The organism is Nocardioides pyridinolyticus, from assembly GCF_054653575.1.
On the sequence record NZ_BAAIFY010000005.1, the window covers coordinates 149,851 to 163,902 of the forward strand.

Sequence of the window (14,052 nt, forward strand, 5' to 3'; positions counted from 1 at the left end):
GGGTGCGCCGAGCGTAGCCCGCGCGTCGTCCCGGGGAATGTCGGCGGCTCGATCTAGCGTCCAGCACGTGAGCAGCAGTACCCAGCGATCGATCCAGCGTGCGACCTCCCGGTGGGAGTCGCAACGCACTTTCGACGAGCTGGGCCGGCCCCTGCGCGACATCACCTTCTGCGTCGTCGACCTCGAGACCACCGGCGGATCGGCCGAGGGCGGCGCGATGATCACCGAGATCGGCGCGGTGAAGGTCCGCGGCGGCGAGGTGCTCGGCGAGTTCCAGACGCTGGTCAACCCGCACACCGAGATCCCCGCGTTCATCGCCGTGCTCACGGGCATCACCAACTCGATGGTCTCCACGGCGCCGTCGATCGAGTCCGCGCTCCCGGCGTTCCTGGAGTTCGCGACCGGCACCGTGCTCGTCGCCCACAACGCGCCGTTCGACGTCGGCTTCCTCAAGCACTTCGCCGAGCGGCAGGGCCGGCCGTGGCCGCGGTTCGAGGTGCTCGACACCGCGAGGCTCGCCCGCCGCGTCATCACCCGCGACGACGCGCCCAACTGCAAGCTCTCCTCGCTGGCCAAGGCCTTCGGCTCCCCCGTCACGCCCAACCACCGCGCGCTCGAGGACGCCCGCGCCACCGTGCACGTGCTCCACGGGATGATGGAGCGGCTCGGCGGGCTCGGGGTGCAGACCCTCGAGGAGCTCCAGACCTTCTCCTCGCGGGTCTCGACCGCTCAGCGCAAGAAGCGGCACCTCGCCGAGGGGCTTCCCCACGCACCGGGCGTCTACCTGTTCCGCGACGAGCGCGCCCGCGTCCTCTACATCGGCACCTCGCGCGACCTGCGCACCCGCGTCCGCTCCTACTTCACCGCCTCCGAGACCCGCTCCCGGATGGGCGAGATGGTCGGCATCGCCAGCCGGGTCGACGGCATCGAGTGCGCGACCGCCCTGGAGGCCGAGGTGCGCGAGCTGCGGCTGATCGCCGAGCACAAGCCGCGCTACAACCGCCGCTCCCGCAACCCCTCGAAGGTCCACTTCCTCAAGCTCACCCGCGAGCCGTGGCCGCGGCTCTCGCTGGTGCGCCGGGTGCTCGCCGACGACGCCGACTACCTCGGGCCGTTCTCCTCGAAGAAGACGGCCGAGAAGTGCCTGGCCGCCCTCCACGACACGTTCCCCGTGCGCCAGTGCTCCGGCAAGCTGCCGAAGGGGCCGTCCCGCACGCCCTGCGTCCTGGCCGAGATGGGCCGGTGCCTCTCGCCGTGCGACGGCAGCGTCGACGACACGACGTACGCCGCCGTGGTGCGCCAGCTGCGCGACTCGCTGCTGCGCCGCCCCGACGAGGTGGTCGAGGCGATCAACGAGCGGATGGCCGCGCTGGCCGCCGACGAGCGGTTCGAGGAGGCCGGTCTCCACCGCGACCGGCTCTCGGCGTTCGTGCGGGCGGCCGCCCGCACGCAGCGGCTGTCCGCGCTGACCCGCTGTCCCGAGGTGGTCGCGGCGCGACGGGAGGACGACGGCCGGTGGGCCGTCCACGTGGTCCGCTACGGCCGGCTCGCCGCCGCCGGCGTGATCCCGCCGGGCGCCGACGCGCACTCCTACGTTGCCACGCTGCGGCTCTCGGCCGAGACCGTCTCCCCCGCGCCCGGCCCGACCCCCGCGGCCACCGCGGAGGAGACCGAGAAGGTGCTGCGCTGGCTGGAGTCCCCCGGCATCCGCCTGGTCGACGTCGACGGCGAGTGGACCTGCCCGGTCGCCGGCGCGACCCGCCACCTCGCCGTCCACGACGCGGTCAACCAGTCCCGGCTCTCGCTGGTGCCGTTCGCCGACCGTCGCGGGCTCTCCACGGTCCACCAGCCCACGCGGTAGCCGCTTCCATTAGGTTGGCGGGCATGATCACCGCCATCGTCTTCGTCAAGGCCGACGTCGCGCAGATCCCCGAGGTCGCCGAGCAGATCGCGGCGCTCGACGGGGTGAGCGAGGTCTACTCCGTGACCGGCCAGATCGACCTGATCGCGCTGGTCCGCGTCCGCGACCACGACGACGTCGCCGCGGTGGTGGCCGACCGGCTCAACAAGGTGCCCGGCGTGCACGCGACCGAGACCCACATCGCGTTCCGCACCTACTCCCGCCACGACCTCGAGTCGGCGTTCTCCCTCGGCCTCGACTGATATCCCCGATGTCCTGGCTCGACGCGGTCGGCTGGGCCGGCAGCGCGCTGCTGGTCTTCTCGCTGCTCCAGGCCCGGGTGCTGCGGTTCCGGGTGCTCAACACCATCGCGTGCACGGTGCTGGTGTTCTTCAACGCGATGATCGGCGTGTGGCCGATGGTCGCGATGAACATCGTGCTGGCGGCCATCAACGTGTTCTTCATCGTCCGGCTGCTGCGCGAGCGGCACGACGTCGACGCCTTCGGACTTCACCGAACCGCGCCCCGACGAGGGCGCGTTCATCGTGATCAAGGGCGACGAGACCGTCGGCGTGGTCGTGCTGGTCCGCGAGGACGGGGACACCGCCCGCATCCTGCTGGACTACGTGACGCCGAAGTACCGCGACCTCACCCCGGGCGAGTTCGTCTGGCGCCGCAGCGGCCTGCTCGAAGACCTCGGCTTCCGCCGCGTGCTGACGCCTCCGAACATGGTCAGCGCCTACTACGACAAGGTGGGCTTCCGGCGCGGCGGCTCCGGCGACACCGGCTACGTGCTCGAGGTCTAGCCGGTCCTACCCGGAGCTCGCCGCGACCCAGCGGTCCAGCGTCGCCCTCGCCGCGCCGGAGTCGATCGCCGCGCGCGCCCGCACCAGTCCGGCGGCCAGCGCCTCGTCCGGGTCGGCGGCCGGCGACTCGTGCACGGCCAGCGCGGCGGCCGCGTTCAGCAGCACCGCGTCGCGCACCGCGCCCTGCTCGCCGTCCAGGAGGCGGCGTACGACGTCGGCGTTGTGGGCCGCGTCGCCGCCGCGGAGCGCCTCGGTGGTGCCGCGCGGGATGTCGTGGGCGGCCGGGTCGATCGTGGCCTCGGTGACCTCACCGCCGTGGACCCGCCACAGCCGCGAGGTGGTCGTGGTGGTGAGCTCGTCGAGGCCGTCGTCGCCGCGGAAGACCCACGCGTCGACGCCCCGGCGGGCGAACACGCCGGCCATCACCGGCGCCATCCGGGCGTCCGCGCAGCCGATCGCCTGCGCGGCGGCGTGGGCGGGGTTGGTGAGCGGGCCCAGGACGTTGAACGTGGTGCCGACGCCCAGCTCGCGGCGGGGTACGGCGGCGTGCCGCATCGCCGGGTGGAACGCGGCCGCGAAGCAGAACGTGATGCCGGCCTCCTCGGCGACCTGCGCGACCCGGTCGGGTGGCAGGTCGAGCCGGATGCCGAGCTTCTCGAGCACGTCGGCGGAGCCGGACTTCGAGGACGCCGACCGGTTGCCGTGCTTGACCACGCGCGCGCCGGCACCGGCCGCGACGATCGCCGACATCGTGGAGATGTTGACCGACATCGACCGGTCACCGCCGGTGCCGACGACGTCGAGCAGCCGGCCCGGGACCGACAGCGGCGTCGCCACGGCGTACATGGACTCGACCAGGCCGCTGACCTCGTCGATGGTCTCGCCCTTGGCGCGCAGGGCGACCGCGAAGCCGGCGATCTGCGACGCAGTCGCCTCACCCGAGAGGATCTCGCCCATCGCCCACGCGGTCTGCTCCGCGCTGAGGTCGGTGCCCGCGACCAGCGCGGACAGGACCTCGGACCAGCCAGTCCCCGGAGAGCCGGTCACGTGCTGGCAGGGACGCGGGACTTGAGCAGCGAGACGACCGACTCGGCGAGCCGGATCGGGTCCAGCGGGTGCGGGACGGCGGCCTCGGCGCGCGACCAGGTCGCCAGCCAGGCGTCCTGCGGCCGGCCCGTGAGCACGAGCACCGGCGGGCAGTCGTAGATCTCGTCCTTGAGCTGCTTGGCGATGCCCAGGCCGCCGGCCGGGACCGCCTCGCCGTCGAGGATGGCCAGGTCGATGCCGCCGGCGTCCATGTTCTGGATCACCACGGGCTCGGTCGCCACCTCGACGTACTCCAGCTCGGGCAGGTCCGGGTGCGGCCGTCGGCCGAGCGCCAGGATGACCTGCTGCCGGGTGTTGACGTCGTCGCTGTAGACGAGCACCTTCAGGGTGGTCGAGTCGCTCACGCTCGCGATGCTACTAGTCGCCGGCCCTAGTCGTCGTTCTCGGCCGTGCGGGATGCCGCGGCGTCGCGCGCCTCGAGCAGGTCGAGCCGTCGGTCCTCGCGCTCGGCCTCCTTCATCGACTGCCGCACCCACTGCACGAACAGCACCCCGAAGAGGATCAGCGCGATGATGTCGCCCGAGCCCCAGAGGATGCCGCCGGCGAGGTGCTGGTCGTCGGCCGGCGCGGGCAGCCACGCGCCCATCGGGCCGTCGTGCAGCGACTCGTAGTGGCCGCCGCCCAGCAGCTCCTCCTGGCCCATGATCGTGACGCCCAGGAAGGCGTGGAAGGGCAGCGTCAGCACGACCAGCAGCATCCGGAAGGGGTAGCTCACCTTTCCGGGTACCGGGTCCACGCCCACGATCGGCCAGAAGAACAGCGAGCCGACCAGGACCAGGTGGAGGTGCATGACCTCGTGGAGGTACGTCGAGTCGAGCGTCGCCGGGTACCAGCCCGAGAAGTAGAGGGCCCACGGCGAGACGACGTAGAGCAGGAAGGTCAGTGGCGGGAAGGACAGCACCTTCGCCGGCCAGGAGTGCAGCACGGCGAGGAGCCAGCGCCGCGGCGCGGGCGGGAGCGTGCGGAGCGCGAGCGTGACGGGCGCGCCCAGCGCCAGCGCCATCGGCACCAGCATCGAGAGGAACATGTGCTGGACCATGTGGACGCTGAGCAGGGTCAGGTCGTAGGTCGCCAGCCCCGAGGATGTCGCGAAGAAGAAGGCGCCCATCCCGACCCCGACGAACGCGATCGTCCGGCCGACCGGCCAGTGGTCGCCGCGGCGGTGGAGCGTCCACACTCCGAGCAGGTAGAGCCCCGCCGCCCAGACGGTGACGATGACGGAGGTCGGTTCGAAGGACCAGCCGGTGAAGACGGTGCCAAGCGTGAAACGGGGAAGGTCGAGCACGCTGTGAACTTTATGACGGCCAAACACAGGGGGTCGGGGTGCCCTCTCCCAGGGGCCACGACATAATGACGCACGTGGCGACTGCAACCGCGATTCCGGCCTCCCGACTGCACGGGCACCACGACCGACCGAGCATGGTCAGCGTCGGGACGATCATCTGGCTCTCCAGTGAGCTGATGTTCTTCGCGGCGCTGTTCGCGTCGTACTTCACGATCCGTGCGGTCAGCCCGGAGCTCTGGTCCCAGAACACCGAGCTGCTCAACGTCCCCTTCGCGACCGTGAACACCACGATCCTCGTGCTCTCCTCGCTCACCTGCCAGCTCGGCGTGTTCGCCGCGGAGCGCGGTCAGGTCGGCCGCACCGGTGGCGTGCTCAACGTCAAGGGCTGGGGCCTGCGCGAGTGGTTCATCCTCACGTACGTCATGGGCGCGATCTTCATCGCCGGTCAGGCGATCGAGTACGCCGAGCTCGTCAAGCACGGCGTCACGATCCAGGACTCGGCCTACGGCACGATGTTCTACCTCACCACCGGCTTCCACGGACTTCACGTGACCGGCGGTCTGATCGCCTTCCTGTTCGTCCTCGGCCGCACCTACGTGGCGCGCAAGTTCACCCACGAGCAGGCCGTGAGCGCGATCGTCGTCTCCTACTACTGGCACTTCGTCGACGTGGTGTGGATCGGCCTGTTCGCGACCATCTACCTCGTCAAGTAGCCCTGACCACCCGCACGACTGAACGCAAGGACCCGATGTGCGTCTCCTGAACCGCTCCGCAGGTCGCCTCTCCCGGCACCGCCGCGGCCCCCTCGCGGGCCTCGTCGTCCTCCTGCTGGGGCTGCTGCTCACCGGCGGCCTCTACACCGCCTTCGCTCCCGCCCAGGCCGGCGAGACGACCAGCGACACCGAGCAGGTCGCCAAGGGCCGCGAGCTCTTCCTCGTCGGCTGCGCCTTCTGCCACGGCCAGAACGGCGAGGGCGTCCGCACCGGTGAGAACCACCAGCTCGGCCCGTCGCTCGTGGGCGTCGGCGCCGCGGCGGTGGACTTCCAGGTCGGCACCGGCCGGATGCCGATGGCCCAGCCGGGCGCCCAGGTGCCCAGCAAGCCGGAGACCTATGACGACGAGGAGATCGCCGCGCTGGCGGCGTACGTCGCCTCGCTCGGCCCCGGTCCCGCCGTCCCCGACGAGAGCGACTACAGCATCGAGGGCCTCTCCGACGAGGAGCGCGAGGCGGCGATCGTGCGCGGTGGCCAGATCTTCCTGACCAACTGCACCGCCTGCCACAACTTCGAGGGCTCCGGCGGCGCCATGCCGCGCGGCGGCTACGCCCCGGAGATCACCGGTGTCGAGCCCAAGTACATCTACGAGGCGCTGCTGACCGGCCCGCAGAACATGCCGAACTTCAGCAACGGCAACCTCTCCCCCGAGGAGAAGCGCGACGTGATCGCCTACCTCGGCTCCCTCGAGGAGATGCCCAGCTACGGCGGCTTCGGTCTCGGTGGCCTCGGTCCCGTGCCCGAGGGCATGGTCGCCTGGCTCGGCGGCATCGGCCTCTGCGTCGGCGCGGCGGTCTGGATCGCCGCCCACACGACCCGTTCCAGCAAGAAGAAGGTGGACGCGTGAGTACGCCCATCGGTGACGGCCACGACGAGCCGTACGACGAGAACCTCCCCGAGCGGGACGATCTCTACGCCAACCCGGGGCTCCCCGAGCACCACTGGCGGCCGACCGACGTCGACCCGAAGGCGGAGAAGCGCGCCGAGCGCCAGGTCGCCACGCTGTTCGGCCTCTCCGCGATCTGCACCGTGCTGTTCGTCGTCTCGTACTTCACCGTCGAGAAGGACGACTCGGTCGGCGGCTACGGCGCCCAGAACCTCGCCCTCGGCCTGTCCCTGGCCGGTGCGCTGCTGTTCATCGGCATCGGCATCGTCCAGTGGGCCCGCAAGCTGATGGCGGACGTCGAGCTCGTCGAGTACCGCCACCCGGCGGCCTCCTCCGAGGAGGACCGCGCCGCCACGCTGGCCGCGCTCGGCGCCGGCCTCGAGGAGTCCGGCATCGGCCGCCGGCCGCTGGTGCGCAACTCGCTGCTCGGCGCCGTCGGCCTCGTCGGCGCGACCGCGATCGTGCCGCTGTGGGACCTCGGCCCGACCAACGCCAAGGTCATCAAGGACCAGCCCTACCCGGGCGCGGGCCTCGAGCACACCATCTGGGAGGAGGGCATGCGCGTCGTCCGCGACGTCGTCGGCACCCCGATCCGCCCCGGTGACCTCGAGATCGGCGACCTCGTGAACGCCGAGCCCGAGGGCCTGTTCAAGAGCCCGTGGGACGGCGAGCCGCTCGAGGGCCTGGCCCTCCAGGTCGGCAAGTCCAAGGGCGCGGTCATCCTGGTCAAGATGGAGCCGGAGAACATCACCCCCGGCGAGGGCCGGGAGAACTGGTCGGTCGACGGCATCCTCTGCTACTCGAAGATCTGCACCCACGTCGGCTGCCCGATCTCGCTGTACGAGCGCACCACCCACCACGTCCTCTGCCCCTGCCACCAGTCGACGTTCGACCTCGCGGACTCCGCGCGCGTCGTCTTCGGCCCGGCCGCGCGGCCGCTGCCCCAGCTGCCGCTGATGGTCGACGACGAGGGCTACCTCGTCGCGCAGAGCGACTTCACGGAACCGGTCGGACCGAGCTACTGGGAGCGTGGCTGACATGGACACCACCAAGGTCGCCAACACCAACGGCACCACGCCGGCGACCCCCTCGAAGCCGAGCCGGGCCGGGGCGGTCGCGACCTGGGCCGACGAGCGCCTGGGCATCGCCACCATGGCGAAGAAGAACCTCCGCAAGGTCTTCCCGGACCACTGGTCCTTCATGCTGGGCGAGATCGCCCTGTGGAGCTTCGTCGTCCTGCTGCTGACCGGCGTGTTCCTGACGCTCTGGTTCACGCCGAGCATGGGCGAGGTCCAGTACGACGGCAGCTACGAGCAGCTGCGCGGCATCCACATGTCCGAGGCGATGGCCACGACGCTGAACATCTCCTTCGACGTGCGCGGCGGCCTGCTCATGCGGCAGATGCACCACTGGGCCGCGATGCTGTTCGTCGCGTCGATGATGGTCCACCTGCTCCGCGTGTTCTTCACCGGCGCGTTCCGCAAGCCCCGCGAGCTCAACTGGGTCATCGGCTGCCTGCTGCTGCTCCTCGGCACGCTCGAGGGCTTCACCGGCTACTCCCTCCCCGACGACCTGCTCTCCGGCACGGGCGTCCGGGCCGCGGACGGCTTCATCAAGGCCTCCCCGGTCATCGGCACCTACATGTCGTTCTTGCTGTTCGGCGGCGAGTTCCCGGGGGAGTCGATCATCCCGCGCCTCTACACCATCCACGTCCTGCTGATCCCGGGCCTGCTGCTCGCGCTGATCGCGGCCCACATGCTGCTGCTCGTGTACCACAAGCACACCCAGTGGCCTGGTCCCGGCCGGACCGAGAAGAACGTCGTGGGCTACCCGATGCTCCCGGTGTACGCCGCCAAGGCCGGTGGCTTCTTCTTCATCGTCTTCGGCATCATCGCGGTGCTCGGCGCCCTGTTCACGCTGAACCCGGTGTGGAAGTACGGACCCTACGACCCGTCCAAGGTGACCGCGGGCTCCCAGCCCGACTGGTACATGGGCTGGCCCGACGGCGCGCTGCGCATCATGCCCGGACTCGAGACCCACATCTGGGGCGTCACGATCTCCTGGAACGTGATGCTGCCGATCCTGGTGCTCCCGATCGTGATGTTCCTGATCCTGATGCTGCTGCCGTTCATCGACAGCTGGATCACCGGGGACAAGCGCGAGCACCACCTGCTGGAGCGCCCGCGCAACGCGCCGACCCGCACCGCCCTGATGGTGGCGCTGATGACGATGTACGGCCTCTTCTGGGCGGCCGGCGGCAACGACATCATCGCGATCAAGCTGCACGCGTCGATCAACCAGATCACGTACTTCCTGCGGGCCGCGGTGATCATCGGTCCGGTGATCGCGTTCTTCATCACCCGGCGCTGGTGCATCTCCCTCCAGCGCAAGGACAACGAGACGCTCCTGCACGGCTACGAGACCGGCATCATCATGCGGTCCCCGGAGGGCGGCTACTCCGAGAAGCACCTGCCGCTCCCCCAGGCCCGGGCCTACACGCTCGCCGCCCGCGACCGTGACCCGGTCGAGGACGGCGAGGTGCGCCCGCCGGTCGACGCCAACGGCGTACCCGCTCCGCACACCGGCCGCCTGGCCGGCGTCCGCAACCGCCTCCGCACGCTCTACTACGCGGACAACGTGCAGAAGCCGACCGTCGCGGAGCTCGAGGCGGGCCACCACCACGCCGACCACGAGCACGAGCTCCAGTCCGGCATGGACGGCCACGCGGCCGACGGCCACCAGTTCGACGGCCACCACCTGGTCGAGGACGAGAGCCTCCGCGGGAAGCACTGAGCCGCACCGGCACAGCACCACGAAGGCCGCCCACTCCCCCGGGAGTCGGGCGGCCTTCGTGTATGCCGAGTCGGCGGGGATCAGGAGAGGGCGGAGCCCTTGGCGTACTCGGCGTAGGAGGCGTTCCAGTCGCCGTAGCCGTTGTCGAGGGTCATCGGCTTGTCGGTGCCGGTGTACTCGACGACGTCGCCGCGGCGGGTCATGGCGTAGAGCCAGCCGGCGTTCTCGGTGCTCATGCCGGTGCAGCCGTGGGAGACGTTGGCGTAGCCCTGGGAGCCGACCGACCACGGGGCGGCGTGGATGAACTCGCCGGAGTAGGTCAGCCGCATCGCCCACTGGACGTCGTCGATGTTGTAGGCGTCCGGGCCGGTGATGCCGACGGTCTCGGAGTTCATCGTCTTGGACTCGAACTTCTCGATGATCACCTTCACGCCGGAGCGGGTGGTGTACGCCGGCTGCTCGCCGGTCGTGATCGGGATCGTCCGCAACAGCTCGCCGTTGCTGAACACCTTCATCTGGTGCGTGACGGCGCTGACCTGGTAGACGTGCGCGTCGCCGACGTGGAAGTCGAGCTCGCGGCTCTCCTGGCCGTAGATGCCGTTGCCGGCGTCGACGCTGTTGACGTCGACGTCCACGTGGACGTCCGTGCCGGGCTTCCAGTAGGTCTTCGGGCGCCAGTGCGCCTCGGTGTCGCTCAGCCAGTGCCAGGTCCCGCGCTGCGCCGGCTTCGAGGTCACGGTCATGCGCTTCTCGAACGCCGCCTTGTCCTCCACCGGCAGGTCGAAGGTGACGATGACGGGCATGCCCACGCCGACGGTCTCGTCGTCCAGCGGCGCGACGGACGGGTAGGTCTGCTCGTCGAGCGTGAGGTCCTGGGTGGTGAAGCGGAGCGTGCGCCTGACCTGCGAGCCGTCCTCCCGCGAGGCGGTCGTGGTGACGGTGTACGCCGTACCCGGCTCGAACCCTCCGGCCGCCGTCCAGCCGGAGCCGTCGTCGGCGAGCTCGCCGCGCACGGGGCCGGCCTCGGAGGAGACCTCGACGGAGTCGATGGTGCCGCCCTGCGCGGTCAGCTCGAGCTCCTGGTCGACAGGGACGCCGTGTGCGCCGCGGTGCACGCTCGAGGCGAGCTCGAAGGCCGGCACGGTGGACGACGCGGACTCGTCCGGCTCGCCCGCGCTGACACCCGGGAGATCGTTGGACTGGCAGGCCGTCAGGGCGAGCGCACCGGCAGCCAGCAGGGCGGTGGCGCGCAGGCAGGAACGACGGTCGGACATGCTGAGGGCTCCCCGTGAAAGCGACTGGACGTGTCTCGTCCAGACTAACCGGGGAGCCTCAGCGCTCCCGAATCAGCAGCGGGTCAGCTGCGGGTCAGCAGTGGATCAGTGGGCGTGCTCGCCGCGGTAGTACTCGAAGATCCAGCCGATCAGCGCCATCGTGCCCAGCGCGACGCCGATGATGAAGAGCCACCAGGCGCCGATCGCCACGCCGTACACGCAGACCGAGAGGGTCAGCGCGCACCACAGCGGCCACCAGGAGTACGGCGGGAAGAAGCCCAGCTCGCCCGCGCCGTCGGCGATCTCGCCGTCCTTGCGGTCCTCGGGCCGGGGATCCATCCTCTTCGCGTGGAAGCCCAGGTACAGCGTGACCATGGCGGCGAGGAGCGTGGTCATCACCAGGGCGGACGTGCCCGTCCAGTCATAGGTGATGAGCCAGTACGCCGGGCTGACCAGCACGAAGAAGATCGTGCAGATCGCGAAGATCCAAGTCTCGGACTTCATCAGGCCTTGTCCTCCGGGTTCTCACCGCGGTCGCGCAGCAGCTGCTCGCGACCCTCCATGTCCGGCGCGTCGGCCGGGCCGCCCTCGCGTGCGGCTTCGTTCTCCTCGAGCTCGATCGCGGCCACCTCCGGGTGGTGCAGGTCGAACGCGGGCGACTCCGAGCGGATGCGCGGGATCGAGACGAAGTTGTGGCGCGGCGGCGGGCAGCTGGTCGCCCACTCCAGCGAGCGGCCCCAGCCCCACGGGTCGTCGGTGTTGACCAGCGGCGCCTTGCGCGACACGTACACGTTGTAGAGGAACGGCAGCGTCGAGGCACCCAGCAGGAACGCACCGACCGTCGACACCTGGTTCAGCGTGGTGAAGCCGTCGTCGGGCAGATAGTCGGCGTAGCGGCGCGGCATGCCCTCGACGCCCACCCAGTGCTGGACGAGGAACGTCAGGTGGAAGCCGATGAACAGCAGCCAGAAGTGCAGCTTGCCCAGCCGCTCGTCGAGCATCCGGCCGGTCATCTTCGGCCACCAGAAGTAGAAGCCCGCGAACATCGCGAACACGACGGTGCCGAACACGACGTAGTGGAAGTGCGCGACCACGAAGTAGGAGTCGGACACGTGGAAGTCCAGCGGCGGGCTGGCCAGGATGATGCCGGTCAGGCCACCGAACAGGAACGTCGTGAGGAAGCCGATCGACCACAGCATCGGGGTGTCGAACGAGATGGACCCGCCCCACATCGTCCCGATCCAGTTGAAGAACTTCACGCCGGTCGGTACGGCGATCAGGAACGTCATGCCGGAGAAGAACGGCAGGTCGACGGCGCCGGTGACGAACATGTGGTGCGCCCACACGGCCACCGACAGGATCGCGATGCCGAGCGTCGCGCCGACCAGGCCGACGTAGCCGAAGATCGGCTTGCGGCTGAAGACCGGCAGGATCTCGGTGACGATGCCGAAGAACGGCAGCGCGATGATGTACACCTCGGGGTGCCCGAAGAACCAGAACAGGTGCTGCCACAGGATCGCGCCGCCGTGGGCGGTGTCGAACACGTGGGCGCCGAGCTGGCGGTCGGCCTCGAGCGAGAGCAGCGCGCCGGCGAGGATCGGGAACGCGATCAGCACCAGGAGGCTGGTGACGAGCGTGTTCCAGACGAAGATCGGCATCCGGAACATCGTCATGCCGGGTGCGCGCATGCAGATGATCGTGGTGATGAAGTTGACCGCACCGAGGATGGTGCCCAGACCGGCCATCCACAGGCCCATGATCCACAGGTCACCACCGACGCCCGGCGAGCGGACGGCGTCGGAGAGCGGTGTGTAGGCGAACCAGCCGAAGTCGGCCGCACCCTGCGGGGTGAGGAAGCCGGACGCGGCGATCAGGCCGCCGAACAGGAACAGCCAGTAGCTGAACATGTTCAGGCGCGGGAACGCGACGTCGGGCGAGCCGATCTGCAGGGGCATGATCACGTTGCCGAAGCCGAAGAACAGCGGGGTCGCGAACAGCAGCAGCATGATCGTGCCGTGCATGGTGAAGAGCTGGTTGTACAGCTCCTCGTTCACGACCTGCATGCCCGGGTAGGCCAGCTCGGACCGGATCAGCATCGCCATGACGCCGCCGATCAGGAACCACGCGAAGGACGTGCCGAGGTACAGCTTGCCGATCAGCTTGTGGTCGGTCGTGGTGAGGATCCGGGCGACCTCCTGCCCCAGCGGCCGGCGCGGGGCGGCGGTGGTGGTCGGAGTTGCTGCGGTCGCAGTCACTTGCCTTCTCCCTCGGGTTCCTCATCGAGACCGTGCTGCGTGCGGGCGTTCTCGCCGCCGAGCAGCGGCTTGTCGGCGGTCGCACCGGCGTCGGCGAGCCGCTGGAGGTACGCGTCGTACTCCTCGCGGGTCACCACCTGCACGGTGAAGAGCATCCGCTGGTGGTAGACGCCGCAGAGCTCGTAGCACTTGCCGGCGAACGTGCCGGTGCGGGTCGGTGTGATCGCGTAGTGGTTCACCCGGCCGGGGATCACGTCCATGCGCATGATGAAGCCGGGGATGCCGAAGTTGTGGATGACGTCCGGCGAGTGCAGGTTGAACCGCGTGGTCTCGTTCACCGGGAGGTAGATCTCCGGGATGTGCGAGCCGGTGCCGACCTCGTAGACGTAGGAGTCGTAGGGGTACTCGGCGTCGTCGAGCTCCTCGTCCGCCGAGCGGTCCTGCTCACCGACGCCGTAGTTGAACGTCCACGACCACTGCTGGCCCACGACCTCGATCGTGTTGTCGACGCCGCCCTGCGAGTCCTCGTCGAGGACGAAGTTCTGGGTCTCCACGGTGTGCGCGAAGAACACGATCACCATGATGATCGGCGCGACCGTGTAGAAGATCTCGAGCGGCAGGTTGTAGCGCGTCTGGATCGGGATCTCGTCCTCGCTGCGCCGGCGGAACCGCCAGATCGCCCAGAAGATGAGGGCCCAGACGACGATGCCGGTCACCATGGCGGCGATCCACGCGCCCTGCCACAGGACCAGGATCTTCTCGCCCTGGACGGACGCGGGCTCCGGCATGGCGGCGCGCTCCCACTCGCCCCGGGTCTCGGACGAACAGCCGCCCAGCACGAGCAGACTGCCGCCCACGGCAGCCAGTGCGGCCACACGCTTGGGGAGTTGCAGACTCAACGTTTGAGCCTCTCTCTCAGCACGATCACGGATACACCGAACACTATCGAATCGCCCGCCCCGAGACGCCGCGG

14 protein-coding genes are annotated in these 14,052 nt (G+C 69.8%); 7 read left to right on the forward strand and 7 right to left on the reverse strand.

Annotation, left to right across the window (positions count from 1 at the left end):
- The first annotated feature begins 67 nt into the window (after positions 1-67).
- From ACYQ0U_RS06615 to ACYQ0U_RS06625, 3 genes are all read left to right on the forward strand, one after another.
- The gene (locus ACYQ0U_RS06615) at positions 68-1,861 is read left to right on the forward strand and encodes a DEDD exonuclease domain-containing protein (RefSeq protein ID WP_459970780.1); all 1,794 of its coding nucleotides are present in this window, start codon (positions 68-70) and stop codon (positions 1,859-1,861) included.
- 23 nt (positions 1,862-1,884) lie between these two features.
- On the forward strand, positions 1,885-2,163 hold the full coding sequence (locus tag ACYQ0U_RS06620; protein ID WP_459970783.1) for an Lrp/AsnC family transcriptional regulator: 279 nt from the start codon (positions 1,885-1,887) through the stop codon (positions 2,161-2,163).
- 282 nt (positions 2,164-2,445) lie between these two features.
- Positions 2,446-2,706 (forward strand): hypothetical protein, encoded by a 261-nt coding sequence (locus ACYQ0U_RS06625; protein ID WP_459970785.1) that lies wholly within the window; start codon positions 2,446-2,448, stop codon positions 2,704-2,706.
- Between the two features lie 6 nt (positions 2,707-2,712).
- On the opposite strand, the gene trpD is transcribed toward ACYQ0U_RS06625, so the two are convergent.
- The 3 genes from trpD to ACYQ0U_RS06640 are packed head-to-tail and all read right to left on the reverse strand — an operon-like array spanning position 2,713 to position 5,098.
- On the reverse strand, positions 2,713-3,753 hold the full coding sequence (gene trpD / locus ACYQ0U_RS06630) for an anthranilate phosphoribosyltransferase (RefSeq protein ID WP_459970787.1): 1,041 nt from the start codon (positions 3,751-3,753) through the stop codon (positions 2,713-2,715).
- The gene (locus ACYQ0U_RS06635) at positions 3,750-4,157 is read right to left on the reverse strand and encodes an Rv3143 family two-component system response regulator (RefSeq protein ID WP_459970789.1); all 408 of its coding nucleotides are present in this window, start codon (positions 4,155-4,157) and stop codon (positions 3,750-3,752) included. The genes trpD and ACYQ0U_RS06635 overlap by 4 nt, the downstream gene beginning before the upstream one ends.
- Before the next feature lie 26 nt (positions 4,158-4,183).
- On the reverse strand, positions 4,184-5,098 hold the full coding sequence (locus ACYQ0U_RS06640) for a cytochrome c oxidase assembly protein (protein WP_459970791.1): 915 nt from the start codon (positions 5,096-5,098) through the stop codon (positions 4,184-4,186).
- Between the two features lie 65 nt (positions 5,099-5,163).
- Here ACYQ0U_RS06640 and ctaE point away from each other — a divergent pair, with 65 nt between their 5' ends.
- The 4 genes from ctaE to qcrB are packed head-to-tail and all read left to right on the forward strand — an operon-like array spanning position 5,164 to position 9,550.
- Positions 5,164-5,811, forward strand: a complete 648-nt coding sequence (gene ctaE / locus ACYQ0U_RS06645; RefSeq protein WP_459970793.1) for an aa3-type cytochrome oxidase subunit III — start codon at positions 5,164-5,166, stop codon at positions 5,809-5,811.
- A 37-nt stretch (positions 5,812-5,848) separates the two neighbouring features.
- Positions 5,849-6,718 (forward strand): cytochrome bc1 complex diheme cytochrome c subunit, encoded by an 870-nt coding sequence (qcrC, locus tag ACYQ0U_RS06650; protein WP_459970795.1) that lies wholly within the window; start codon positions 5,849-5,851, stop codon positions 6,716-6,718.
- A complete protein-coding gene (gene qcrA, locus ACYQ0U_RS06655; RefSeq protein ID WP_459970797.1) occupies positions 6,715-7,794 on the forward strand; it encodes a cytochrome bc1 complex Rieske iron-sulfur subunit in 1,080 nt (359 codons plus the stop codon). The genes qcrC and qcrA overlap by 4 nt, the downstream gene beginning before the upstream one ends.
- Position 7,795: 1 nt before the next feature.
- Positions 7,796-9,550 carry a cytochrome bc1 complex cytochrome b subunit gene (gene qcrB, locus ACYQ0U_RS06660; RefSeq protein WP_459970799.1) on the forward strand — a complete coding sequence of 585 codons (1,755 nt, stop codon included), beginning with the start codon at positions 7,796-7,798 and terminating at the stop codon, positions 9,548-9,550.
- 80 nt (positions 9,551-9,630) lie between these two features.
- Here qcrB and ACYQ0U_RS06665 read toward each other — a convergent pair whose 3' ends face one another.
- The 4 genes from ACYQ0U_RS06665 to ctaC all read right to left on the reverse strand — a co-directional run bounded on the left by ACYQ0U_RS06665 (position 9,631) and on the right by ctaC (position 13,978).
- Entirely contained in the window at positions 9,631-10,824 is a 1,194-nt protein-coding gene (locus tag ACYQ0U_RS06665; RefSeq protein ID WP_459970800.1) for a L,D-transpeptidase, read from the reverse strand.
- 105 nt (positions 10,825-10,929) lie between these two features.
- On the reverse strand, positions 10,930-11,328 hold the full coding sequence (locus ACYQ0U_RS06670; RefSeq protein ID WP_459970803.1) for a cytochrome c oxidase subunit 4: 399 nt from the start codon (positions 11,326-11,328) through the stop codon (positions 10,930-10,932).
- The gene (gene ctaD, locus ACYQ0U_RS06675) at positions 11,328-13,079 is read right to left on the reverse strand and encodes an aa3-type cytochrome oxidase subunit I (RefSeq protein WP_459970805.1); all 1,752 of its coding nucleotides are present in this window, start codon (positions 13,077-13,079) and stop codon (positions 11,328-11,330) included. The genes ACYQ0U_RS06670 and ctaD overlap by 1 nt, the downstream gene beginning before the upstream one ends.
- Complete coding sequence (ctaC, locus tag ACYQ0U_RS06680) at positions 13,076-13,978, reverse strand: aa3-type cytochrome oxidase subunit II (protein ID WP_459970807.1); 903 nt, start codon at positions 13,976-13,978, stop codon at positions 13,076-13,078. The genes ctaD and ctaC overlap by 4 nt, the downstream gene beginning before the upstream one ends.
- Positions 13,979-14,052: the final 74 nt, after the last annotated feature.

Bases quoted from the DNA above. Each gene is read 5' to 3' on its own strand.
- qcrB (WP_459970799.1), top strand. From the start codon at position 7,796: ATGGACACCACCAAGGTCGCCAACACCAACGGCACCACGCCGGCGACC.
- ctaE (WP_459970793.1), top strand. From the start codon at position 5,164: ATGACGCACGTGGCGACTGCAACCGCGATTCCGGCCTCCCGACTGCAC.
- ACYQ0U_RS06670 (WP_459970803.1), bottom strand. From the start codon at position 11,328: ATGAAGTCCGAGACTTGGATCTTCGCGATCTGCACGATCTTCTTCGTG.
- ACYQ0U_RS06620 (WP_459970783.1), top strand. From the start codon at position 1,885: ATGATCACCGCCATCGTCTTCGTCAAGGCCGACGTCGCGCAGATCCCC.
- ACYQ0U_RS06665 (WP_459970800.1), bottom strand. From the start codon at position 10,824: ATGTCCGACCGTCGTTCCTGCCTGCGCGCCACCGCCCTGCTGGCTGCC.